This is a genomic window from Acinetobacter sp. Gutcm_16, assembly GCF_028649355.1.
Classification (GTDB): Bacteria; Pseudomonadota; Gammaproteobacteria; order Pseudomonadales; family Moraxellaceae; genus Acinetobacter; species Acinetobacter johnsonii.
The window spans coordinates 1-26021 of sequence record NZ_JAQSUV010000020.1 but is presented as its reverse complement, the minus strand read 5'-3'; the positions used below and the strand labels follow the sequence as shown (position 1 = coordinate 26021).

The following is a 26021-nucleotide window of genomic DNA, read 5'->3' as shown; positions in this document are numbered from 1 at the left end:
AAATACAAGAACTATCAGGAATTGAAGTGTTTTAATCCACGGACTATAATCCTCATTATTTGAGTGATGAATATGGAAATTCAAAACTTACCAATGTTTAAAGAACTTTCCCGTGTACTTTGTAGCTATAAGATTGACTCATGGCAAACGGTAGACTTTTGGGATAAAGTTAAACTTTTGAAAGTAGTAGATAGTAATGTTAACTATCAAAGTGTTTATCGGCTAATACTTCGACTAGTTAAAGATGGCTATTTAACGGTTGATGATGAAAAAAGTATATATGGACAAACAACCTATACTGAAGCTGAAAATTTGCATGATTTACGATCACAGTTTTGCATTGAGTCAACATCTACCCTCCAAGAACTAAATTTGAAAAAAGAAGAGTTTGAGAGCGAAATGATTTCATTAGAAGAAGAAATTGAAGCATTGCATGATTTAAAAGGACAATTTCCTGATATTCAGTTTAAAATTGAACAATTACGACAAATGAAAAGCAAAGAAATTAATAGCTTGAAAATAAAAATCAAAGCTATTAATTCTTTAATCAATTATTGTTCATAATATATTTTTTGGGATCATCCTTGTAGATAAATGTAGATAGGATTTGGAGGTTCACTGCCAAAAAGTTTTTTATCTCGTTCTTTTTTCCATTTTTTACAGCGATTATTGATATCATTTCTGAAACTCAGATAAAATTTTTGGAAAAGAACATTATCCTTTAATAAGGAATATTTCCACTTATAAAATCTTAAATCTACGATTTTTATAAATAAAATCATGTATTTCCAAAACTCTTCATTATCCTCTGTAGATAACATTTTGGTGAACCAATATTTAGACCAAATATTTCTTTCATACATATATAAAGATGCTTTGTATGTCTCTCCAATTATCCCATTGTAATCTTTGTACGTATTCAATAGTTCATCAGATAAAGAGTTTTCATCTAAACATCCAGCAACTAGGATTCCTCTAGCAATTTGAGATGGTTCTACACAATTTATTTTTTGATAAATGTAATCATAAATAATTATTTCATTATTATTTACTATTGCTGCAAGCACTTGGTTATATATTTTTTGATCTGATATTGCTTTATCTAGTTGTTCAAATCGATATGCATCTAAATCTCGATTTGAACTTCCCCAAATTGACATTTGTTTAAGTGGTATTTTTTCATGGCCGATTGTTATATTGGTAAAAGAGTCACTATTGCTTATTTTATCCCATAGAAATTGAGCCTTTTGAGTATCATCCTCAGAGTAAGTATAGGCAAGCAGTAAAATAAAGTTATAAAATTTAGGTATATGAGAGCTTGATAATTTAGAAAAAAGTATTAAACCATTCATCTTTCAATTCTGGAGCTGAATTTGCTATGTGAGCAAATGTTTCTGGTAACATTCCATTTAAAATAAGATCAGCACCTTTTGTTTTTAAATAACTAATATAATTATCAAATTGATGATTTTGATTTTCATGTCTTTTCTCAAAAGCTTCACCAGATTCTGAAAGTGATTTTAGATTTTGCTCGAAGGTAACATTCTCTTCTCTTCTGTCAACTGAAAATAATGAAGTAACATTTCTTTTTAATGATAAGTTTTCAATAATTTCTAAATCTGGAAAATCAATATCAGTATTGATAATATCTTTAAGGATAGATTCTATAGCAAATGCTATTCTTTGTAATCCTATAATTGAAAGATATTCACTAGCATTTCCATAGATATTAGGATTAATGTTTGCTACGGCAGCTTCTTCATCTACTAAATTATTTTTTGCAGATAGTAACCATAATAATGAGCCATAAAATAACTCATGGTTATTAGCATCTGTTGTTAAACCTGACCAATTTATCTCAATAAAATCATTTAATAAACCCATATCCTCATGAATACTTATTGCTCTAAAAACCTCCGTTTTTATAAATGAATTATGACTATTTAAATGTTCCTTTAAAATTTTCTTATATTTTTCCGTTAGATCTATTTCATTAATATTTGCGTAATAAAGTAAATTTAAAATTTGATGTTCTTGTAATTTTCTATCAAGAATTTGATCAAACTCTTCAATTGTTACAGACTCTATAATTTCGATGAGATCGATAAATACATTATCCTCTTTATTGAAATTAAGAAGGACTTCAATTTGTTGAGTTGGTTCAATATGTGGAAGAATTTGCATAACTGAATATTGATTTACAAAGTTTTTATCATTTTCAGTCAATCCATCAAATAACTCTGAGTTTTTATTAAGCTTATGTAATTCTAATAATTTATCGACATGTTCTTTCGTGGATAAAATATTATGTTGATCTATATTTAATATACCACATCGTAAAGGGTATTTAGTTCGACTCAAAACATCAGTAATTAATTCTCTATGCTTTGATATAACTTCTGCTGGTCTAAAGCGTGCAAGGCCAGTTTGAATATCATGTAGTAAAAGACTTTCTGATGTCTGATTTAAGTCATTCCAGATTTGACTGATATCGAGCTCTTCACATGCTTTGGTAGTTTTTTTAATATTTTCTGGTTCTAGTGATTCAGGGTCACATGGATCAGTAGAACAATAGTTTTCTATTCTTCTCCATCCTCCAAAGGATGCATCAGTTCTAAGTTGCTTAGCAAGATCTTCCGCAAATTTTGCATCACTGGACTCACCTGTTGCATAAAGTATTCTTATATACGCCCATTGCGCCACACTTGAATTACCTGAAGAATCCAAAGTTTTTGCTTCATTTAATAATTGCGTCCTTGTATTCTCCCAATCAACAAGGTTATATCTAATTAAGCTAATAAAGTCTTTGTGTGGGGAGCTATAACTTGAATTTAAACTACAGCTAAAGCTCCATTTAGTAAATTCAGGTGCAAAATTGGCTAAAGGTTTTCCTGCTAAGATATGGAATGCCGTAATAACCAGTGTATCAATATCTTTTTTATTTTCAGTTAATTGAGTAATTATATTTTTTTCAATTGGCGATAGTTTGTTTAATTTTTCTGAAATTTCAACCTGATTTTTTTCTAATGCAATCAAGCGATCCTTATCGTCCTTTCTTGAAAAATGTGAGAGTTTTTTTTCTGGCGATAATGAATAATATTGTAACCATTTCTTTATCTGCTCTTCGATACATAGCCAAGATTGTGAAATATGTGGGATACAAATAATTGACTTTTCAACCCAATTAAAATTTGGTTGACTACCTCCAGTCAAACATAACTCTTCTAGAATATTTATAAAATCTGAAATGTGTCTTTCAACAATCGTAGAAAAATAACTGAGGTATGACTCATCGGTATTTTGCAGAGATACAAAACATGAAACTAAAGCATTAAGAACCTCTTTAGAATAAAAATTTGGTTCAAAAATCAATATTGTAAGACTAGAAATAATAATATCCGAGGTCTTATCTAATGCATTTATAGGCTCAATAATTTTAGCTAAACCATCATCTAGATTTTTATCATTTCGCTTCAGTCTATTTAGTTGAAGAACGATTTCTAAACCTAGTGAAAAACATAAACCCTCATCTTTTAATTTATATGAATCAAGATCATCTTCTACAACTTCAAAAAAGCGTCCTTCAGCAACAGCATAGAGATTTCCTTTGAAATGATTCAGATCATCCTTTTCATCTTTGACTAATCTGATTATAATTTCCTGTGCATGACTTTGAAGGCTTTTTAAAAAATCAGAAGATGTCATTTTTCCATAATTGTCGGATTCCATTTGCCAAATGTGTTCTAGTAATATTCTATTGACATCTAGCTCCGCAATGTTTTGGATTTTCTGTTTATCGAATAGACTAATAGCAATATTTAGCAGTCTAGGATTTAATAAAGAGTTTGCTACGCTAGCTGTCAGTGTATTGGGATTAATATCTTTTTGGACTAAAATCTCATTTCTTTCTTCTTCAGACCAATCTGTTATTGTTACTGTTTCATACTTAGCTGTAATTTTTCTTTTGACTTTTGCATTAAAAAAAATGGTTCGCGATGTAACTAAAATTTTAACTTTCTTATTTTCAAATAAGTAAGAAATTGAATCGATAATTATATGCCAGTCTACATCAGGTTTTTGGTTTATTCCATCAATAGATATTAAGAGGTTAATATTATTTTCACTTGAATCATTTCCCCAGTTTTTGAATCTATCCTTCCATTTTGTAACAGTAATTTGATTATCTTCTTCTTTTGTTTGTTCAATAATCTTTTTTATTAAAAAATGTTCTAAATTATTCTTATCAAATTGATTAAAATCCTGAGCAGTCAAAAAAATATGTAAGGGTTTGTCTTCAAGAAATAACCAACTTTGTGCAGTGACCCATGATTTACCTACCCCTTCTTTTCCTAATATGAAATTAACATCTTCTGTAAATAAATTATGATGAATATTATTAATCAGACTTTTACGAGGTAATAACTTCGGTAAATTTGGATCGTTAGGAGCTAAAGGCTGACCAAAATTGTATTTGGCTGCTTTGTTATTAGAGAAAGACTCTAATAACCATTCTTGGTTCTTTTGTAATAGAAGCTTTAGTTCATTTAAATCTATATCTTTTTTTCTACAAAAGACATGACATTCAAAAAAATTATTGATGTAATCGAAGTCTAGTTTTTCAAGATTCTCTGCTCCAAAATCATTATGGCTTTCATTATGAATAATTAGTGCTTTGGCAATTTTTTGAGAGTTATCTTGATGATAAGTGAAAACGACCGAACCAGATATTCCTTTAAAATTATTTTTTTTCTCTACTAAATTAGGAATTGAACTTGAATGGCGATAGAGAATCATTGATCCGAAAGGTTTAGGTTTATCTAGGTCCAAATTAATCCAATCGTTATCCTTTTCATTGAACCCTCTTGCAATATAAGAGTCGGTATAAATTTCTTCATTGATGATTAATTTATTGGTAGCCTTTTCATTAACCTCAATAATCGTAAGATCTTTATTTTTATCATAAAATACTTTAATAATACTCAGTTTTTCTTGATTTCCCTTCTGTAATAAATGGATATTTTCAATAGTGAATTCTTTAGGGCAGTTTCTACAACAGCCATCTTCTTTATTTTTGTAAGGGTCACAATTATCCTTTTGGTCACAAATACTATGTTTAGATGTCATGACAAATGATTTTTTCTCATCATGTGATAAAAAAAGACACCCTGTAGATTCCGAATTTAGGGTTTCAACTTTGATTAAGCTCTCATGATTCATAGTATATTCAACTAGATAAATATTTGATAAAAATTAATTGCTCAGTAACTTTTTACTTTTTGGAAAAAGTTGCTTTGTTGAAGGGCTGCACTTCTTCGATCACCATGATCAACTAGCCAATCAATAATTCTTAAAAATTTTTGTCGTAATTCTATTGGCATAGATTGTTCCTTATCTATAAAAATTTGGATAATGTTAGATATCCTTTGGTATACGTGCTCATTCCAATTCAATGTTTCACCTGAGGAGATTAATTCTAAAATTTGATCGGCATATAGGTGTGATGGATAATTTTGGATTGATCGTTCGCACAATTTCAAGAATAGGTGAATAACATATTCAGTCCAACCTGCCGCTCGGATATACTTATCAATTAAAGGTAAAATTAGACCAATTTCAGACCAATCACTATTCACAAATCTACTTGCTGAAGCTGCTGTTTGATCTATTGAAACAAACATTAGGCATTTAGCTATATGTGGTAATTCAATACCAGTAATTTCACCAGCTTTGTGACTCTGTTTATCAAAACACGATGCTTTTAAAAAACAATCCAAACATAAATCTAAAATATCTAACGCATTGTCAGGAATGTTTTGCGCATCATAAATATAACGACAAATATAATTTTCAATGAACGGATAAAGCAACTCCCAACAAGCATCTGTTTTAAGCTTAAGAATTGGCATAAGGAATTGGGCTTTGATTTCTTCTGTAGGGAATATCCCAACGACCCTAGCTAAGGCACTAGATAAGCTATGATTCCATTCATAAATAATATCTTTATCTTCAAACCTTTGCTTCTCTTTGAGCCAAGACGGTTCTTGTTTTTCCATAGTCCATTCTAAGCAACTTTCTAAAAAATTGAGGATATATGTTTGACAAGTATCATGAATTAATTTCTCAGGAAGTAATTTAATAACTTTTCCTGAAAATTCATGATCCCATTGAGTATTTGATTTCACCCACCTCGAAACAACTTTATCATCGTGCCACCATTGATTGTAAGCCTTAGCAATTTTTCTCTCATGCTCTTTGTTACGTTGTAAAGTTTCTTCATCAAGCTCTATCCACGGAGCATCAGGTTTTGGTAATGCACACCAATCATCATTTGATTTTAAATAGTTGTTTAGATGTTCATATACTTGATCTAATTCTTGTTGTGCTTCTGGATATTTGTCTGATCGATAAATTCGATATTTTAAATGATTTTTACATAGAATAAGTGCAAAATAAATTGCAGACCAAGTCCATTTAGGATGTATATCCAATAATTTAAGGCATTCTTTTAATGCCACTAATGAAATTTCGTGTGATGGACTCGCTATAATATTTAGAAGATTACTGAAAATTAAATCATCCATGCTGTTATGAATAATTTCATCCACTAAACCTTGTGCAAGAAATTTCTTTGGATGAAAAGATAAGGATGCTTGTGGACAATCTATCTCATAGGAACTGTATGGTAATTGGACTACTTGATTTAAAATATTACGAGCCCATTCTAGATCATCTTCATTACGATCTGCTCTAAAGACTAAGATCATGGTTGCTATTGCACTAAAAGCATTTTGTTTCATACTTTTATATGTAGATTGATCTCCATAAACATCACAAGCATTTTGGAATAAATCTTTTACTTCTAAATCTTTCAATAACTTAATGACTGAATCTATGGTGTAGTTATTTTGAATTGCATTAGCTTCTAATGATTTCTGGGCCCAATATGCAATGCTGGAACATATTGTGAATTCATTTAGTTTTTTATGTTCTTCCGATTCAACTTGGTCTTGATAGTGAGGATGATTAAAGTAAATACCAATCCTATTCTCAGTATTTTTTTGAGAATAGTAATTGTCCAAATTGACATATTCAACAAGAAAATTTGCACGCTCCTCTAAATTTTCAATCGTAGCTTCATCTGTCTTCTCATTCTCAAAATAAAAAGGAAGATCAGCTTTAAATTTAGATAACTTGTCTTTTGTAAGTTCCCGAAATTCAGAGTTTATAAAGTAATTTCGTAATAAAAACTCTAAACTTATTTTATGACCTTCTCTACTGTAGTTGTGTCTGACAACTTCAATATCTTTTTGATATTTTGACTCACCTTGAAGAGATATTAAAGTTGTACTAGGTTCCTGTAAGTCTTGCTTAAATCGATAATTATCTAGTTCTAATATTTTAAAATTAGTAACAACTGGAAATATAGAGTTAGAAATAATTTGCTTGTTTAGCGCTAAAACATTGACTATACAAAGAATTGCTACAGATTCATGTCCTAAAGTAATTTTTTGAATAAGTTCATCAAAAATTCGCCCTTGCTCCAGTTGTTCAAAACACCAGTTTTCTAAGACCATATAGGCCGATGAAATGGCATCATTTATCCAAACAGGTTTTTTCCAGATATATTGCTTTTCATTTCCCCAAAATTCTTGTACGCCCCAAGGAAATTCAATAGTAGTTGGTATAGGTGCTTGTTCAGAAAGTTCACATAGTTGTGTCCATGCCTGAATCGCATGATTTGACAAATCACGTATAAGCTGTAACCCTGTGTCCTCGGAATGAGTCAATAATGAAAAAAATGGCTCCCTTAAAGGTGAGCTAGGATAGAATTGTCTAGACTCATATTTAATTGATAAATTATCCCAATCGCTATCATTTATAAGACTATCTATTCCAATTGGAGAAAATAGTTCTCTTTTTTTTATGTCTAATTTCTCTTCTTGTGATCTTTCTTTTTCAGGCTTAGCCAGTAACTCTTGATAATATTTCTTTGTTCTTTGATGGCTCATTTCCTCACGTTCTAAACGTGATTTAGGCAGTTCATCTAATAAAAGTTTTAGCGTTAAATCAGCAAGTAATTTTGGATGATGTTGTGAAATAAGAGAAGATTCATCTACTATATGTGTATAAATTTCTCTAGATAATTCAGTTTCCGAAAGTAAAAAGTTTAAATATCTTTCCGTATAAGTTGGATTTGATTGTATGGAAATCAGAATTATATTAATTAGCTTAGACTTAAAATCTTTTAAGTTAACTATTTGTCTCCAATCACTAGCTCTCTCTTTTTGAGAAATTTCTAAAAGCCAATCGATTGATACATCCAAAATAATTTTTGACATTTGATTTGAAGGTACATGAATACCAAAATATTGCCATACTTCAAAAATCTTCAATATTTGAGGATATAATTGATGTGGAGTACTTGGTATTAATTTCAAAACATATTCTAAAAGTGTTCGCCATAAGAATACATCAGATGGCCAAGGGTGTTGAATAGAAAATTGTAATTTATCAGGCTGTTCCAAGAGTATTGGATTTGCCATGGTTTTCTCTGCTTGAAACCATGTTAATAACTTATCAAAAAGATCCAAATCCTTTTCGTGTAAAACTTGTGTATATCCTCTACTCAACTCGATGAATTTCGGGTGTCCAATAGGTCCAATCACCCATGCTCTTAACCATTGTGATCTGAGTTCTTTAAATTTTGGATTATCTAAATGACTCATCCACTTATCGTCAATAAACTCTCGTTGGGCAAGCAATTCTACAACCCTACTTATATAAGGAGGTTGACCAAAGCTTTCTATTTTATTCAACCAGGCTTGTTCTTCTTCTAAAAGAAGATAAAGCAATGACCACTCATAAAATATGTCATGTGTAAAATCAACAATAGAGTTCTTAGAACTTACATGAACTATCCCGTCTACCACTAAGCCATCTAAAGCATCTATAGGCTGAATTTCTCTACGCTTGACACTATTGCTAAGGTTTTGAGATTTAAGTTCAGAAAGCCTTTTTAAAAAATCTTGTCGATTGTAAGTAGATTGACCAGTTTCATCGAATCCACCTCGTTTCCACCATGCATCAATTAGTTCTAATTCTGACTCAGGTTCAAAATCATTGGCTTTTAAGCTTGTTACAACTTTAGTAAAAAATGGACGTCTAATAATTTCTTTGACTTTACTATTACTAAATAATAACTGCTGAATACTTGGGACTTTTTGAGCTAATGCTAGGCATTCATCATCATTTAAAAGATCTATATTAATAGTCTGAATATTAATATCCTTTAAAAGATAATTGATCCATACTTTTAACGGTTCAAGCCCCGTGTCTCTTAAAGTAGTAACAATTTTCCAATTGTCTAAATCAGGGTTGTTAAAAATTGTACGAATTAAATCTTCAATAATTGGTTTACTGTTTTCACTAACTCGGTCTATACCATCAATAAAGACAATAGGAACTCCTCCAACAGCTTCTAAACTTATTAGCCACTCTGAAATTGAAAAACTCGGCAGTCCAACTCTAGATAGATATTCTAACCAATTATTACTTCCTGAAAGTTGATCTGATTTAATAAATAAAAATGGTAAATCATTAATTTTGGACTCAGCTATTTGTCTTAAGAATACTGATTTACCTGTGCCTGACAAACCTGTTATTTGAATAAACTTGCCTAAAATTAATTTATCTTCAAATTCACTATGTAATTTAGGTCTAAATAATTCAAATCCATCAATCGTTTTAAATACTAGATTCAAGTTTTGTTGGCTAAGCTCTTTGAGGTTTTGTACTTCTGGAATATAAAGCCTTTGATCAAAAACTTTGCATTTAAAAAAATTATTTACTTCATTAAAATTTAAAGTATCAAGACTTTCTGCTCCAAAGTCATTGTGATTTTCATTATGGATAATAAGTGCTTTTGCTGTCGGGTACTTTTCATGATGTGTAAAAACTATAGAGCCTGAAATCCCATCAAAATTATCTTCTTTTTCTATTAAGTTTGGGATTGGGTTTGAATGTAAATTGTAATATATAAGTGTATCAATAACTCTAGGCGTATCAAAGACTAAGCTAGTCAATCCTGATTCTAAACTATTAAAACCAAAAGTAACGTAGCTGTTACTACTACTTTTTCTATTTATGATTAGTTTATCTGTAGCACGATCAATTACACTTACGATTACTAAATCTTTTGTTTTCTCATAATAAATTTTTTCTATTTGAAGAGTAGCCTTATTATTGTTTTTTAATAATTTAATATCTTTTATATCAAATTCTTTCGGACAAGATCTACAACATCCATCAACTTTTCTCTGGTATAAGTCACAGCTTTTTTTTTGATCACAAATGCTATGTTTAGATGTAATAACAAAAGACTTCTTATCATCAAATGACTTGAAAAAATATCCACTGGAGTTATCTGTCAGTGTGTGAACTTGTATTAGATTATTTGTATTCATAGCTAAGTGTATTCACTCCCTTAGTCGGATATGAGTCATTAATACTAAAACCTAGACTTTTAAAATCATTAATTTTTCCCACTAGACTAGGATTATCTGAGCTTAAATGAATAGTTGGGGTATTATCTAAACTTAGTATTCTAGCTAATGTCATATTATTAGGGTGATAATGCTTTTCATTGTTTGCACACAATATATAGTCAGTCTTTCCCAAAAGACTTAATGATTCAATATTTGTATTTCGTTCACTTCCATGATGAGATATTTTTACCACATCAAATTGATGATTATTAAAACCTAAAATATTCAACCCTTCAATCACATCTTCAGCATGAGCATCCCCTAAAAAAAGTCCAGAGAAAGATCCGTATTGAATGACTAATCCTATACTTGATTTATTAGTAATAGATTGATCTTTTACGAAAACATCTTGACCAGATTGAATTTTTTGTAAAGCCTCCTCAGGCTTTATTTCTTCAGCCTTCGAACTTGAGATCTGTTTTCGCCTTCTCTTTTGTTCTTCTCTTTCTTTTTGAACATTGGCATCATTTAGCATGCATTCTAGAGCTTCAGCCGTTGGCGTTATCGCAGTTAACGTAATATCATTAATTATTAATGGACTAGAATCTCTTGTTAAACATAAAGTTTTAATTCCTCGTTCTGCCAACAATCTTTGCTTAAGAGCATTATCTTGGTTATATGAAATTTGTTTTTGTGAATTTTTTATAATGTCAGGAATATCTTGAAGACTATTAAAAACAATAGTGTTAATTTTGATAGAAGTATCGAGCAAAAATTCAAATCCACCGATGTGGTCATCATCATTATGAGTGACTATCGCTATATCAATAACACTATTTTCTCCTAAAATCTTTTCTATATTAGCTAGTACATCTCTACGAGCTTTGAATGATTTTGGACCACAATCGATCAGAATTTTTGAATGATCGAAATCAAGAAGAAGACAATCTCCATGAGTCGCATCTATTACATGAATCTTTAACATTTAATACTTATGTAAAATGATGATTTATAAATATTTTATCTATTTATATTAAGAATGGAATCATTTTTTAAAGCAAGTTCATGAAGTTGTTTTCAGTATACTCAACATATGTTAACTAACTATTTGTTTTGTATTAAATAATTTTTTAATTAATTATGAACTTAATTCTAGCTAAACATAAGTTAAATAGCATATCTAAGACTGTGGCCTAGGCAACTCAGTTGGTGCCACAGCTCAGCAACGTGAATCTGTAAAATTATATTCACATTGAATAGCCAATGATTTTGTAGACACCTTTTAATTGGTGGTGGACTGCCACCACTCTCCTAGCAAAATTTAGTCTATATCCCTATGGTTTATTTAAAAACTTATTTTCTATCTTTACTAGGCTGTATGATCAAAATCATACTGGCACTCAACACTGTAAATTTGAGAATGAATCTGTAGGTACAGACTCATTCCCTATCGATAAAGATATTAGAAATAGCTACATAGACATAGAGTTTATTTCTAGCTTATTCAAATTAGTCGTTCAAATTAGGCTTTACTATGGATGAACAATAATTTTTACTGCAGACTCATTATTATGAATCAGCGTTTCAAAGCCTTTGGAAACAAGATCATCTAATGCAATACGTTGAGTAATAAAAGGTTCTAAATTAATCTTACCTTGCTCGATTAAACGGATGGTTTCCTGATGGTCATTTACATAAGCAATCGTGCCACGAATATCTAGCTCTTTCATCACCACACTATGTACATTAATTGTGGCAGGATGGTTCCAAATAGAAACGATAACAACCACACCAGTTGGTTTCATTGCAGCCACCAATGTATCCATGACTTTATTGACACTACTACATTCAAAAGCGACATCTACACCGCGGCCTTCAGTAATTTTCATTACTTCATCAACCACATCAACTTGGGAGGGATCTAATACATAATCTGCAACGCCAGCCTCAATCGCTTTTTCTTTACGTTTTGCACTCAGCTCAGTAATGATGACTGTGAGACCTTTGGCCTTTAAAATGGCTGATAAAAGTAAGCCTATAGGGCCTGCTCCACCAACCAATGCTATATCGCCAGCTTTTGCACCACTTCTGACATAAGCATGATGACCGACAGATAAAGGTTCTATCAACGCTGCTTGGTCTAAGGGAATATCATTTGAAATAGGATGTACCCAACGTCGTTGAACTGCAATTTTTTCAGAAAGACCGCCACCACGTCCACCTAAACCAATAAAGTTCATATTTTTTGATAAATGATACTTATCATTCGGGCCAGTCGGCACATCGTCAGCAATAATGTAGGGTTCAACTACGACATGTTGCCCAATTTGGATATCATCTACACCCTCTCCAACTGCATAAACCACGCCTGAAAATTCATGTCCCATTGTTACAGGTGCAGATTCTCCCGAAATTGGGTGTGGGTGACCACAAGGTGGAATAAAAATAGGACCTTCCATGAATTCATGTAAATCTGTACCGCAAATACCACACCACGCAACTTGAATTCCAACTGTGCCTGGAAGTACTTTCGGTTCAGGGATATCTTCAATTCGAATATCCCCTCGGTCATAAAAACGAGCTGCTTTCATTTTGTATTCCTTATATTGATGTTAACGGTAAACTATTCCACCATCTGTCAAAATAGACTGACCTGTAATGTAGTTTGCATCCTCACTGGCTAAAAATGTAACTAATGCAGCCACGTCATCTGGTGTTTCAGCACGTCCTAAAGCAATACTATCTACATATTTTTTATACGTTTGACCAATTGGTGCACCTGTAATTTCAGAGAACCGCTGATCTATTTCGACCCACATGTCTGTACCCACAACACCCGGACAATAACTATTTACAGTAATTTTAGCACTGGCATATTCTTTAGCCGCAGCTTGCGTCAATGCACGAACTGCAAATTTAGTTGCCGAATAAACACCGAGCAAAGCAAAACCTTCATGACCTGCGATTGAGCATGCATTAATAATTTTTCCAGCCTGTTGGCGTTGTTTAAATTTATTTGCTGCGGCTTGAATCCCCCAAAGTACGCCACCGACATTGATGTTCATAATTTGGTTAAATTCACTCGGCGTTACTTCTGACAAAGCTTTGACTTGTGCAATACCTGCATTATTGACCATGATATCAAAACTATTCAGTGTCGATTCGGCATGATCGATTGCATGACTTACTTGTATTGGATCTGAAATATCCGCAATAAATGTGGTGGCTTTTACGCCAAAGGCTTCCACCTCTTTTTGAACTGCATTTAACTTTTCTTGATGAAGATCGACCAAGGCAATATGAACACCTTCTTGTGCTAAACGTAAGGCAATACCGCGTCCAATGCCTTGTGCCGCACCCGTAATTAGTGCAACTTTATTGTTTAAACCTCTAGGCATGTTGAGACTCCTTAAATATGGATTGCACGTTGCATCGCCGACAATACCGACTCATGCATCGCCTCAGACAAAGTAGGATGAGGGAAAATGACCTGTGCTAAGCTTTCATCCGTAGCTTCTAGGTATTTTGCGATGGCAAAACCTTGAATGTGTTCGGTAACTTCATGTCCGACCATGTGAGCACCCAATAATTCACCCGTTTCCTGACTAAAAATGGTTTTAACAAATCCTGCGCTATCGCCCAAAGCCAATGCCTTACCATTGGCGTGTAAAGGAAACTTACCAACATTGATATTCAAGCCCGCAGCTTTCGCTTTCTGCTCTGTTAAACCAATACTGGCCACTTGGGGATGAGTAAATATACAGCCTGGAATTTGTGTACGATCTAAAGCATGTACATGACTTAGTCCTGCAATTTTCTCCACACAGAGAATAGCTTCATGACTGGCTTTATGCGCCAAACATGGTGCACCTGCGACATCGCCAATTGCATAAACGCCCACTACATTGGTTTTACACCATGAGTCGACTTTAATAAAACCATTCTCAAATTCAATACCCAAAGCTTCTAGGCCAAGATTTTCAGCATTCGGTTTCACGCCAATAGCTGAAAGCACCTTTTCAACACTAATGATTTGCACACCTGTGGCAGTTTCAATATGGCAATGTACTTGAGCCTGATCAGTTTCTATTTTTTTTACCGTTGCTTCGGTTAAAACCCGCATACCCTGCTGTTCAAATTGCTTTTGTACATACTTCGCAACTTCAATGTCTTCGCTAGGGAGAATCTGCTTTGCGATATCAACCAAGGTGACTTGGCAGCCTAAGTCTTGGTATAGGCTTGCAAACTCACTGCCTATCGCACCCGAACCGATGACCAGTAAAGATTTTGGTAATTGTTCTGGAACTAAAGCCTCTTTATAACTCCAGACCTGATGGCCATCTACAGGAATATGAGGCAAATTGGCCGCACGTGCACCTGTTGCGACAATAATATGCGGTGCAAAAATCTGCTGTTTTTGACCCTTCGCATCTGTAAGCTCTAATCGCTCTTTGGCAACAAACTGGGCTGCTGCATTAAAAACAGTGATTTGATTCTTTTTCAATAATTGCCCGATACCTTGCACCAGTTGCTCAGAAACCTGTCTGCTATGACGGACCAGTTTTTGAATGTCAAAATCAACCGCGTTAAGAGTAAAGCCAAACTGCTCTGCATGTTTGAGCTGCTGCGCAAGCGCAGCCCCGCTCAATAATGCCTTGGTTGGAATGCACCCCCAATTAAGACACACTCCGCCTAAGTGTTGTTTCTCAACGATTGCCGTTTTTAATCCCAGTTGCGCTGCGCGAATCGCAGCGACATACCCTCCAGGACCAGCACCAATAACCACAAGATCAAATTGTGTATCCGACATGGCTGTTCCTCCTACACCAAAATTAATGCAGGATTTTCGACAAACTGCTTAAACGCCGATAGGAATTGAGCACCCAACGCACCATCTATCACACGATGATCACAAGACAATGTTGCTGTCACCATTTGACGAACAACAATCTCATCATTTTCGACGACAGCACGTTTCTCAGCTGCACCTAAGGCCAGAATTGCACCTTGAGGTGGATTAATAATGGCATCAAACTGTTGAATACCAAGCATTCCCAAATTGGAAATACTGAAACTACCACCTTGAAACTCATCAGGTGCTAATTTTCCAGTTTTGGCACGTGTCGCCAGATCACGCATATCATTGGAAATTTGTACCAAAGATTTACGGTTCGCTGCTTTGATAATTGGCGTGATCAGTCCGTTTTCGATTGCCACAGCAACCGAAATATCCGCCTGTTCAAACTGTAAAATTTGCTGATTTTCTTCATCAAACTGAACATTGACCTGTGGAACTTTGATTAGTGCGGCAGCAGCAGCTTTAATCAGCATATCGTTAATGGACAGCTTTACTTGTGGTACGGTACTGTTAATTTGCTGACGCAAAGCCTGAACCGACTCAACATTTAAGTCTATCGTTAAGCGAAAATGTGGTGCATTACGTTTCGCCGCTTGTAGCCGTGAAGCGATTGCTTTACGCATACCATTCATAACCACGGTGGTAAATTTTACTGAATCTGTTGGATCCGCATGCTCAGTATGTTGGGCTTGTACAGGGTTTTCACGTTGATAGACTGCTTCAACATCTTCCTTACAGACTCGTCCACGTGAACCCGATGCACGACAATCATGCAAATTAATACCCCATTGTTTGGCCAAACGGCGGGCAACAGGTGTTGCTAGAACATAACTATCATCTGCTTTAGATTTCGCGGCTTTCGTACTGGCTTGATGACGCACATCTGGCCAAGAACCACCAGCAGCTTGAACTGCAGCCTGAACATCTTGAACACTAATACGACCTTCACGTCCAGAACCAGTAATCTGAGACAAGCTTACATTATGCTTTTCAGCCAATTTCAAGGCATGTGGCGTTGCAAAAATATCATCGCTTTGTTGGTAGCCTTGTAACGCAGCAGGAATTGAATATCCACCTTGAGCCATAGCTTTTGATCCATGACCAACACTGTTCTGTTTAGGAGCAGCTTGTACTTTGGTTTCAACTTGAGCTAAAGCTACTTTTTCAGGAACCGCTGCTACCGCATTATTTTCAGTTATAGCAGGTGTTCCACCTAAGGAATCTGCAAACGCTTCAACTTCTGCATCTGAAACTTGAGCGTCTGCACAAATTGCAATAACTCCACCTACGACCAGCGTGTCACCATCTTTAGCAATAATTTTTCGTAGCAAGCCATCGAAAGGTGCTTCCAGAACATTGACGATTTTTGTGGTTTCAATTTCACAAATATCCTGTCCTTTACTAAATTGCGTACCTTCCTGAATCAGCCATTGGGCAATCGTGCCCTCTTCCATGGACAAACCCCATTTTGGGATTTCTAAGGTTTTAATTTCGCTCATCCTAAGCCTCCAACGTCTTACGTACAGCCTGTTCGATGCGTTCTACACTAGGTAACCATTCTTTTTCTAATACGGGTGAAAATGGTACGGGTGAGTGTGGTGGAGTGACTAACTCGATTGGTGCTTTAAGAAAATGAAAGCCTTTCTGTGCAATGAGTGCAGCCACATCATGTCCGAAACCACAACGCGCTGCAGATTCATCTACAATCACCACGCGGCCTGTTGAAGCCACTGACTCTAAAATACCGTCTTCATCCAATGGAGAAATGGTTCTAGGGTCAACCACTTCAACCGAAATGCCTTCTTTTGCGAGCTTGTCAGCAACTTCATTAGCACGATGCACCATCAAGCTTAAGGCAATAATAGTGATATCTGTGCCCTCACGGGTGTAATTTGCGACACCAAAAGGAATAGTGTAGGCCTCATCTGGCACTTCGCCCTTAATGTCGTACAACAACTTGTGCTCACAAAAGACTACTGGATCGTCATCTCGAATGGCTTGAATCAACAAGCCTTTCACATCATAGGCGCTCGAAGGCACCACCACTTTTAAACCTGGCACTGAGGCAAACACGTTATATGGTGATTGAGAATGCTGCGCTGCTGCAGAAAAACCTGCACCAATCATGCCACGTACAACGAGTGGCGCTTTGGCTTTCCCACCAAACATGTAGCGGAATTTAGCCGCTTGGTTATACAACATGTCATAACACACGCCATAAAAATCCATGAACATTAAATCTGCCACAGGTCTTAAACCCGTTGCAGCAGCACCTGCCGCCATACCAATAATCGCCGATTCTGTAATCGGGGTGTCAATGACTCGCTCAGAACCAAATTCAGTCCATAAGCCTTTGGTTACACCAAGTACACCGCCAAAACCTTCCAGTTTATTGTCATCGGTATTTTTGCCACCATGCCCACCACGAACATCTTCACCGACCACAATGACACTCGGATCTCGGCGCATTTCTAATTCAATTGCTTCTTTAATCGCGTTTCGATAACTTTTATTTGGCATTTTTTTACTATTCCTTTAGTAAGAGACGTAAACATCAGTAAGTAACTGAGAGACTTCTGGGTACTGAGCTGCGCGTGCTTTTGCAACGGCATCGTCTACATTGGCTTTAGACTGGGCATCAATCGCATCCAGTTTGGCTTCGTCAATTTTATCCTTGACTTTTTCACGGAATATTTTCAATGGGTCTTTATGTTCTTTGACATAATCCAGTTCTTCTTTGGAACGAATAAGCCCCGGATCACCTTCAAAATGTCCATAAAAACGGTTGGTTACCGTTTCAATCACACTCGGACCTTCACCACAGCGGGCACGTTCAATGGCTTTTTGTGCAACTTCATACACAGCAAAAAAGTCTGTTCCATCTACTTTTTTAGCGGGTAAGCCAAAACCTGCTGCTCGGCCTGCAATGTCTTTACTGCCTACGGCATAGTCGTGTGCAGTGCCTTCACCAAAACCGTTGTTTTCAAAAACAAAAATGACAGGGAGCTTTAACACGACAGCCATATTAATGGCTTCAAAAGTTAAGCCCTGATTTGACCCGCCATCACCGGTAAAAGATAGACCAATCCCACCATTTTTCAGTGTTTTAGCACTTAAAGCTGCCCCAATAGCCAAAGGTGGACCACCACCCACAATACCGTTTGCACCGAGCATGCCTTTATCTAAGTCCGCAATGTGCATTGAGCCGCCTTTACCACGACACAAACCATCATCTTTGCCAAAAATTTCTAACATCATGGTATGAATGTCGCAGCCCTTAGCAATACAATGCCCATGCCCACGATGTGTTGATGTAATGAAGTCCTTATCTGTTAAATTTTCACAGATCCCTACGGCAACTGCTTCCTCACCGCTATATAAATGGATGAAACCGGGAATATCACCTGTATTATTTTCATCGTGAAGTCGATCCTCAAATTCACGAATGTCGCGCATTCTTTTGTATGCTGCTAGCAATTGCTCTTCCGTTAATTGCATATCTTTGTTCCTTATTAACTACGCTTAAAAGAAAATCCAAAAATGATTGATTGGGTTTTTAAACCGTATATTTATATAAGGATATTTTTATTAAATTTCATATTAGACTAAAAAAATATTATTTATAAAAACATAAGATAAATATGGAAAACAAAAAGTTATGGAGTTAATTTTTTTTGTAAAATTTAACAATAGTTCAATCACATATAAAAACAAACCTTTAACCAACCTTTGTTTTATATGATAAGTTTTTTGCCCTGTTTTAATATTATTAATGCATTTAAAGCAGCTTATTTAATATCTAGGTCTATATTAATTGTTTTAAAAGACGGAGTGTTTGAAATGGATTTAAATAACACAGTATTAACTGGAAAAAAGCTACGTGGCGCTGAAAAAATGGCACGTATTCCAATTAAAGTTGTTCCAACGGAAACAGCACCGAAAAAACCAGAATGGATTCGGACCAAAATTAGTCAACCTGAAGATGTTCAAATCATCAAGGATTTACTACGACAACAAAAACTACATACCGTTTGTGAAGAAGCGGCTTGCCCTAATTTGCCTCAATGCTTTAGCGGTGGAACTGCAACGTTTATGATCATGGGAGATATTTGTACCCGACGTTGTCCTTTTTGTGATGTTGCTCACGGTCGACCAAATGTATTGGATCTTAATGAGCCCAAGCATCTGGCTGAAACAGTGAAAAATCTAAAATTAAAATATGTTGTGATTACTTCTGTTGATCGGGATGATTTGAAAGATGGAGGGGCACAGCATTTTGCTGATTGTATTCGAGAAATTCGTGAAACCAGTCCAGAGACTTTGATTGAGATTTTGGTTCCTGATTTTCGTGGTCGTGCAGATCTTGCACTCAAGATTCTGAGCCAAAACCCACCCGATGTTTTTAATCATAATATTGAAACTGTGCCACGTTTGTATAAAGCCATGCGACCAGGCTCTAACTATCAGCACTCGTTGGATTTACTCAAAAAATTTAAACACTACTGTCCCGACATCCCAACTAAATGTGGTTTGATGGTCGGTTTAGGAGAGGTTGAAGCTGAGGTTATAGTGTTGTTAAATGATTTGAAAGATTATCAAGTTGACTATGTCACAATTGGTCAATATTTACAGCCATCCAAGTCTCACGCGCCAATTCATCGCTTTGTTACACTACAAGAGTTTAAGCATTATCAAACTCATGGAGAGCGCTTGGCATTTAAAAACATTTGGAGTGCGCCATTAGTGAGATCAAGTTATTTTGCTGACCGTCAGTATTATGGCGAGTCTGTACCTGCCCCGTATATACGTGAATGAATTTTCATCCTATTTACGTTTATTAACACTTTAGATGGAAATAGTCATTTTCAGCTCATAAGAACACTTTTAAAGTAGCTCAAATATTGGTAAAGCCAAAAGATATGATTTAACCAAGCAAAGATAAAACCATTTAAAATTGAAGCAAGAAGAAATGACGTAAATGACTATAAATTTAGAAGCTCATTTCTAAAGTTTAAAAATATTACAGTCTCATCATAAAGGAATATGATATGAATCTGTTCAATACCGCATCGGCAAAACAGTTGCAAACGACTCATTTAATTAATCAAACTACTGTGCATGCAGCCCCTGTTTTGGCTTTGCCACAAGAAGATCAAACCTCTTTATTTCGTCGCTCTATCCAACACAATTATGCTGACTTACTCAAAATAGCCAATGATTCTGACATGGCTATTGGTTTGACAGACCATCAGGGTACGCTTTTATGGACATGGAGCAGTTCCGCAATGCTTTCTTCTGCCGAACAGGTTCATTTTATTGAGGGTGGGCATTGGTCTACACAGGCTGTTGGGACCAATGCCATTGGTATGACTTTAAACAGTCAAATGTCAAGTTGTGTCTATTCTCATGAAAACCAAATGGACAGTGTTCGAGATTGGGTTTGTTATGCCGCACCGATCTGGGATCCAGCATCAGGTCAATTTCATGGAATTATTAATCTTTCCACAAAATATAAAAAACATACCCCTTTAGGGCTACTTGCCGTTGAACGCTGTGCAGACTTAATACAGCGGGCTATCAAATTTGAACAGCAAAATTTTTTATATATTAAAGCACTAGGTTCACCTTGGGTTCAATTTAATGGACATACATTGAACTTGAGTCACCGTCAAATTGAAATACTCTGCATTTTAGCCTTGCATCCCTATGGTATAGGTTTAGATGAATTGCACTATGCCCTTTATGGTGAACGTAATGTGAGTATAAAAACACTCAAAGCCGAGCTTTCACAGCTTCGTAGCCTGCTTCCGCATTGCATTGAGGCACGTATTTATAAACTTACCTGTGAAGTACAATGTGACTTTTTACGTGCTGAACATTCCTTGAATGCAAATCTTATTGCCAGTACATTCTCACTATATAAAGGTAGTTTTCTCTCTAAATCAGAAAGCCCTTTACTCAGCACATGGAGACATTGTTTTGATGCTCGATTAAGCGAGTTGATTTATCAAATAAAGGATATTGATCAACTATTACGAATTATTGGGCAAACACATGACCGGATTGATGCGGTACAGCGTTTATTAGAGTTATTACCACAGGACAGTATCCATCGTAATTATTTTTCAAATCTGATTTAGATTTGATCTATTGCCTCAACTCTAAAGTTTTATTGTGTAGCAGATTGAAAAGGAAGTATGACTTTCATACTTCCTTTAATAAAATTTAAAATTGAGAATTAACTACAGTGAAGTCTAGTAATTCACTTACCTAGCTTTGACACCTAGTTTGTCGCTGCAAGGTGTACCCATGCCATTACTACAGCTTTAATAGTTAAAGCCACCAAATCTTCTAGGTCTAAGTTATGTAAGTGTGACTTACCATAAGCGCACGCCTGTGCCGTGATGGTGACGATAAATATCTGAGAATGCTGACTAGCCTCACCCACCTTTGCAGGTATAAACGATAGGCATCCCCTTTCTTAAAGAGGTTTCAATGAGGTGATAGAACAAGGTTTCGTTGATGTCTTGAATGTTACGCAAGTAAATGTGTTTATTGATCGCATCATTAAAAGCACAGTATTGTTAGAAATACTGACTTTATTCTTCAATACTTTCTTCAACGTATGGAATTAAACCATGTAAGTTGAAGCGAGCGCGCTCTTCTTCCGTAACGCGTGTCCTTTATTTAACAGCGGCAACTCAAGTAAGGTATTGCACGAATAATGGATGTTTTGTCTTTAAAAACTCTTTTGTTATTACCTATCTCGTTATATATAGATTTAGGTCATCTTATGAGTAGAATCTATGGGTCTAATTTGTTTTTTAGCTTAGCTTAATTTTACGTCTTTTGGTATTTATAATCGTGATGTAATTGTAAAATTGATTTAGTTTGAAAATAAAATAAAATAAAATAAAAATGAAGATATTTTTCTTAGTGAAAATGAGTTTCAAGATGGCGCTCACTACAGTTCTAAATTCCAACTTACTTTCTAATTAATACCATTTCTATTTGTTAATATAATAAAATTATTAAATGGTGATTATATGTAATAAAATTTTTATTAAATTTAAGTAAAAATAAACAAAAAATAAAATAAATTTAAATTTTGTAGTATTTGATTTTCATTGGAATAATTATAAATAGTATAAAAATCAATAAGATAAAAATATTAAAGAATTTTTAAATATAGAAATGCACCGTGTTGGCGCTATATCAACTTCTTTTTGATTCATTATAGTGCAATAGATGTTTATTAACCTGCGCCACTTTGGTGCATTAATAATTAATTGTTAAGCATGTCTTTAATATATGGATTTCATATTAACATTTCGAAATCTTATGACCTGATGGTTCTTTTTTTCTATAAACTGCCTGCTCTTCTCAAACAGAGTGGTTTCATGCTTCAAATGTTGCATGGTTGCGTAATTTAAAATTTGATCTAAAAAGGTATATAGATAATGGAATTCAGTACCCTTGAACCAGAAGTTATAAAAAAGAAACAGAAGTTTCATCAAATATTATATGTCCAGGTAATATTTGCAATTATCTTAGGTATATTATTAGGTCATTTTTACCCTGAGTTTGGTGAAAGCCTAAAACCATTAGGCGATGCATTTATTAAAATTGTTAAAATGATTATTGCTCCGGTAATTTTTCTAACAGTTGTTACGGGTATTGCTGGCATGACTAATATGAGTCGTGTTGGTCGTGTGACTGGTAAAGCGATGTTGTACTTTTTTACCTTCTCATCATTAGCTCTTATTGTAGGCATGGTAGTGGCAAATATCATTCAACCCGGTAAAGGTTTGAATATTGATCCAACTACATTAGCAAATGATAAAGTAGCTGATTATGTAGAAAAAGCACATGATGCGACTTTAGTCGACTTTTTCATGAATATTATTCCTAAGACACTAATAAGCCCTTTAGCTGAAGGAAGCATTCTACAAGTCTTATTTGTCGCAGTTTTATTCGGTATTGCTTTAGCTGCAATTGGTGACCGTGGCCGCCCAATTGTTGATATTCTAAATAATTTGACAGCCCCTGTATTTTATTTAGTCGGGATGTTAATGAAGTTAGCTCCAATTGGTGCTTTTGGTGCAATGGCATTTACAATTGGCGCATATGGTATTGAAGCTATAGGTAATTTGCTATTACTGATAATGACTTTCTATATAACATCGTTGTTGTTTATACTTATTATTTTAGGTGCAGTAGCTCGCTACAATGGATTTTCAATTTTAGCTCTCATTCGATATATTAAAGATGAATTATGGCTTGTATTAGGTACAAGTTCATCAGAAGCGGCCCTACCCACTTTAATGCAAAAAATGGAAAAAGCTGGTTGTGAAAAGTCTGTAGTGGGTCTAGTAATCCCGACAGGATATTCATTTAATCTTGATGGTACTAATATTTATATGACCATGGCAGCGTTATTTATTGCTCAAGCATGTAATGTAGACTTATCAATTGGTGAACAAATAGCTCTTTTACTGGTAGCAATGGTTAGCTCTAAAGGGGCAGCTGGAGTAACTGGTGCAGGATTTATTACCCTAGCGGCTACATTGTCTGTTGTACCAGCAGTACCTGTTGCAGGAATGGCATTAATTTTAGGTATTGATCGCTTTATGTCAGAATGCCGTGCATTAACCAATCTAGTAGGAAATGCTTGCGCAACAATCGTTGTTGCTCGTTGGGATAATGCTTTGGAGAAAGATGTACTAGATGAAGTTTTAAATAAACCAAAATCATCTTAATCTCTAGTTTATTCAAACCCTTGAATAAATATATATTCAAGGGTTTCTATATTTATTAATCCTCTAAAATACTTCTTAACATCCATGCTGTTTTTTCATGTACTTCAAGTCTTTGTGTAACTAAATCTGCTGATGGCTGATCGTTTACCTCATCGACAATTGGAAAAATTCCTCTTGCTGTTTTTGCAACAGTTTCGTGAGCATTAACTAATAAACCAACCATTTCTTGTGCTTTTGGAACACCCTCTACTTCCTTAATTGCGGTCAATTTAGCAACTGTTTGTACGTACCAGGGGCAGGGAAACCTAATGCTCTAATACGTTCTGCTATAGTATCTAAAGCATTCCATTGTTCAGTATACTGATCCATAAACATGTTGTGTAAACTATTAAACTGAGGCCCTGTAACATTCCAGTGAAAATTATGCGTCATTAAATATAAGGTATAACTATCTGCAAGTAATTTTGACAGACCAGAAACAATCTTTATTGCTTTTACTTCTTTTTTAGGACTAGCCATGAATCTCTTCCTTTTGTAATAAGTACATAATATTAAAAATTTAAAAAATGAGAACAAACTGAATGTAGAGCTTAACTATTAAGACTCTATATCAACCTACTCAGAAAGCAATTGCGAGTAAAAAGTTACCATTTTAAAAATAGTCTATATCATTCCTAATGACTGTTAATTTCGATCTTAGTTATTATGCATATAAAAATTGTATATTTAACATCGGTAATCCTCCCATAAATAACCGAAGTTAAAAGTAGAGGTTAAGCAGCCATTAGAGGTGGCCTTCCTTTGTTAGCTTGGTGTGGTCTTTCATGATTGTAATGCCACAGCCAATCAGTTGCGTAATCCTGAACTTCTTCTAACGTATCAAACAAATGCTTGCTCAGCCAACTATAACGTATAGTCCGATTATATCGTTCAATATACGCATTCTGCTGTGGCTTACCCGGTTGAATATATTCAATACGAATACCGTGCTCAATAGCCCAGCGCACAAATTCGTGACTGATAAACTCGGGGCCATTATCACATCGGATCACTAACGGTTTTTCTCTCCACTCCAGCAATTGATTCAACGTACGAATGACCCTAATTGTGGGCAATAAGAACCCTGCTTCAATGGCTAGGCCTTCGCGGCGGTAATCATCAATCACATTCAATAATCGAAACTTGCGACCATCGGAAAGTTGATCATGCATAAAATCCAGTGACCAAACCTGGTTTGCACGTATTGGCTCTTTCAGTGGTTCAGGCACATGTCGTTTTAGTCTTCTTCTCGGTTTAATACGCAGATTCAGTGCCAACTCACAGTAAATGCGATAAACCCGCTTGTGATTCCAGCAGTGACTCTCAACATACCGTAAATACGAGAAGCATAGACCAAAGCCCCAATCGGTATTTTCCTCAGTGAGTTCAATGAGCTGTTCTGCAATGAGCACATTGTCATCACTGAGTCTAGCCTGATAACGGTAGCAGGTTTCACTTATGCCAAATGCAGTGCAAGCTAAACGGATACTAACAGCATGTTGGGCCACTGCCTGTTGAGCCATCTGACGTCGACAAGATGGCTTTACCACTTTTTTGACATCGCTTCCTGAATAATTTCTGCTTTTAATCGTTCTTCAGCATACATTTTTTTTAGTCTGGTATTTTCTGTTTCCAACTCTTTCAGCCGTGCCATCAAAGATGTATCCATGCCGCCATATTTAGCACGCCATTTATAGAAGGTTGCATTACTCATACCATGTTCACGACAAAGGGCCGCAACAGGTGTACCAGACTCCGCTTGCTTCAAGATGGACATGATCTGGCTGTCAGTAAATTTAGATGTTTTCATGCAGAATCTCCTGCTTGTATCTTAAGAGAAAATTCTACTTTTAAATCCTATTATTTTTAGGGGGGATTACC

General features: G+C 35.1%; 15 protein-coding genes and 2 pseudogenes. 4 read left to right on the top strand and 13 right to left on the bottom strand.

Annotated elements, in window-relative coordinates; translation table 11 throughout:
• The first annotated feature begins 72 nt into the window (after positions 1 to 72).
• Positions 73 to 564: a hypothetical protein gene (locus PTT44_RS04170; RefSeq protein WP_171527537.1), complete on the top strand. Its 492-nt coding sequence runs from the start codon at positions 73 to 75 to the stop codon at positions 562 to 564.
• A gap of 14 nt (positions 565 to 578) precedes the next feature.
• Here the strand turns inward: PTT44_RS04170 and PTT44_RS04165 are convergent, their stop codons facing one another.
• The 10 genes from PTT44_RS04165 to PTT44_RS04120 form a co-directional block, all read right to left on the bottom strand.
• On the bottom strand, positions 579 to 1352 hold the full coding sequence (locus tag PTT44_RS04165; RefSeq protein WP_168158990.1) for a hypothetical protein: 774 nt from the start codon (positions 1350 to 1352) through the stop codon (positions 579 to 581).
• Entirely contained in the window at positions 1327 to 5217 is a 3891-nt protein-coding gene (locus tag PTT44_RS04160; RefSeq protein WP_273795542.1) for a hypothetical protein, read from the bottom strand. Before PTT44_RS04160 ends, PTT44_RS04165 begins: the two co-directional genes overlap by 26 nt.
• 41 nt (positions 5218 to 5258) lie before the next feature.
• Positions 5259 to 10463, bottom strand: coding sequence for an ATP-binding protein (locus tag PTT44_RS04155; RefSeq protein WP_252726134.1), 5205 nt, complete (start codon positions 10461 to 10463; stop codon positions 5259 to 5261).
• Positions 10450 to 11469, bottom strand: a complete 1020-nt coding sequence (locus PTT44_RS04150; RefSeq protein ID WP_168158992.1) for a ComEC/Rec2 family competence protein — start codon at positions 11467 to 11469, stop codon at positions 10450 to 10452. The genes PTT44_RS04155 and PTT44_RS04150 overlap by 14 nt, the downstream gene beginning before the upstream one ends.
• Before the next feature lie 547 nt (positions 11470 to 12016).
• Complete coding sequence (locus PTT44_RS04145; protein WP_273795541.1) at positions 12017 to 13075, bottom strand: 2,3-butanediol dehydrogenase; 1059 nt, start codon at positions 13073 to 13075, stop codon at positions 12017 to 12019.
• A gap of 21 nt (positions 13076 to 13096) precedes the next feature.
• A complete protein-coding gene (locus PTT44_RS04140) occupies positions 13097 to 13882 on the bottom strand; it encodes an acetoin reductase (RefSeq protein ID WP_168158994.1) in 786 nt (261 codons plus the stop codon).
• Positions 13883 to 13893: 11 nt separating this feature from the next.
• The gene (lpdA, locus tag PTT44_RS04135) at positions 13894 to 15294 is read right to left on the bottom strand and encodes a dihydrolipoyl dehydrogenase (protein WP_168158995.1); all 1401 of its coding nucleotides are present in this window, start codon (positions 15292 to 15294) and stop codon (positions 13894 to 13896) included.
• An 11-nt stretch (positions 15295 to 15305) separates the two neighbouring features.
• The gene (locus PTT44_RS04130; RefSeq protein WP_168158996.1) at positions 15306 to 16841 is read right to left on the bottom strand and encodes a 2-oxo acid dehydrogenase subunit E2; all 1536 of its coding nucleotides are present in this window, start codon (positions 16839 to 16841) and stop codon (positions 15306 to 15308) included.
• A 1-nt stretch (position 16842) separates the two neighbouring features.
• On the bottom strand, positions 16843 to 17862 hold the full coding sequence (locus tag PTT44_RS04125) for an alpha-ketoacid dehydrogenase subunit beta (RefSeq protein ID WP_168158997.1): 1020 nt from the start codon (positions 17860 to 17862) through the stop codon (positions 16843 to 16845).
• Between the two features lie 15 nt (positions 17863 to 17877).
• Positions 17878 to 18840: a thiamine pyrophosphate-dependent dehydrogenase E1 component subunit alpha gene (locus PTT44_RS04120; RefSeq protein WP_168158998.1), complete on the bottom strand. Its 963-nt coding sequence runs from the start codon at positions 18838 to 18840 to the stop codon at positions 17878 to 17880.
• 342 nt (positions 18841 to 19182) lie between these two features.
• Here PTT44_RS04120 and lipA point away from each other — a divergent pair, with 342 nt between their 5' ends.
• Together lipA and PTT44_RS04110 are read left to right on the top strand one after the other, a co-directional pair.
• A complete protein-coding gene (gene lipA / locus PTT44_RS04115; RefSeq protein ID WP_168158999.1) occupies positions 19183 to 20157 on the top strand; it encodes a lipoyl synthase in 975 nt (324 codons plus the stop codon).
• 233 nt (positions 20158 to 20390) lie between these two features.
• Positions 20391 to 21482 (top strand): transcriptional regulator, encoded by a 1092-nt coding sequence (locus PTT44_RS04110; RefSeq protein WP_168159000.1) that lies wholly within the window; start codon positions 20391 to 20393, stop codon positions 21480 to 21482.
• A 258-nt stretch (positions 21483 to 21740) separates the two neighbouring features.
• Here PTT44_RS04110 and PTT44_RS04105 read toward each other — a convergent pair.
• Positions 21741 to 22072 (bottom strand): annotated as a pseudogene (locus PTT44_RS04105) (NAD-dependent malic enzyme); the annotation flags it as partial.
• Positions 22073 to 22802: 730 nt separating this feature from the next.
• Here PTT44_RS04105 and PTT44_RS04100 point away from each other — a divergent pair.
• Positions 22803 to 24101, top strand: a complete 1299-nt coding sequence (locus PTT44_RS04100) for a dicarboxylate/amino acid:cation symporter (RefSeq protein WP_086209421.1) — start codon at positions 22803 to 22805, stop codon at positions 24099 to 24101.
• A 55-nt stretch (positions 24102 to 24156) separates the two neighbouring features.
• On the opposite strand, the pseudogene PTT44_RS04095 reads toward PTT44_RS04100, so the two are convergent.
• Positions 24157 to 24620 (bottom strand): annotated as a pseudogene (locus tag PTT44_RS04095) (Dps family protein).
• A gap of 254 nt (positions 24621 to 24874) precedes the next feature.
• Positions 24875 to 25950 (bottom strand): IS3 family transposase gene (locus tag PTT44_RS04090; protein ID WP_168159001.1). Its coding sequence is split into 2 segments (ribosomal slippage): positions 24875 to 25698 and positions 25698 to 25950, totalling 1077 coding nucleotides; the frame shifts between segments, so codons are not numbered across the junction.
• Positions 25951 to 26021 lie beyond the last annotated feature (71 nt).

Coding starts and splice junctions, on each gene's coding strand:
- PTT44_RS04170 (WP_171527537.1), top strand. CDS start 73: ATGGAAATTCAAAACTTACCAATGTTTAAAGAACTTTCCCGTGTACTT.
- PTT44_RS04165 (WP_168158990.1), bottom strand. CDS start 1,352: ATGAATGGTTTAATACTTTTTTCTAAATTATCAAGCTCTCATATACCT.
- PTT44_RS04160 (WP_273795542.1), bottom strand. CDS start 5,217: ATGAATCATGAGAGCTTAATCAAAGTTGAAACCCTAAATTCGGAATCT.
- PTT44_RS04155 (WP_252726134.1), bottom strand. CDS start 10,463: ATGAATACAAATAATCTAATACAAGTTCACACACTGACAGATAACTCC.
- PTT44_RS04150 (WP_168158992.1), bottom strand. CDS start 11,469: ATGTTAAAGATTCATGTAATAGATGCGACTCATGGAGATTGTCTTCTT.
- PTT44_RS04145 (WP_273795541.1), bottom strand. CDS start 13,075: ATGAAAGCAGCTCGTTTTTATGACCGAGGGGATATTCGAATTGAAGAT.
- PTT44_RS04140 (WP_168158994.1), bottom strand. CDS start 13,882: ATGCCTAGAGGTTTAAACAATAAAGTTGCACTAATTACGGGTGCGGCA.
- lpdA (WP_168158995.1), bottom strand. CDS start 15,294: ATGTCGGATACACAATTTGATCTTGTGGTTATTGGTGCTGGTCCTGGA.
- PTT44_RS04130 (WP_168158996.1), bottom strand. CDS start 16,841: ATGAGCGAAATTAAAACCTTAGAAATCCCAAAATGGGGTTTGTCCATG.
- PTT44_RS04125 (WP_168158997.1), bottom strand. CDS start 17,862: ATGCCAAATAAAAGTTATCGAAACGCGATTAAAGAAGCAATTGAATTA.
- PTT44_RS04120 (WP_168158998.1), bottom strand. CDS start 18,840: ATGCAATTAACGGAAGAGCAATTGCTAGCAGCATACAAAAGAATGCGC.
- lipA (WP_168158999.1), top strand. CDS start 19,183: ATGGATTTAAATAACACAGTATTAACTGGAAAAAAGCTACGTGGCGCT.
- PTT44_RS04110 (WP_168159000.1), top strand. CDS start 20,391: ATGAATCTGTTCAATACCGCATCGGCAAAACAGTTGCAAACGACTCAT.
- PTT44_RS04100 (WP_086209421.1), top strand. CDS start 22,803: ATGGAATTCAGTACCCTTGAACCAGAAGTTATAAAAAAGAAACAGAAG.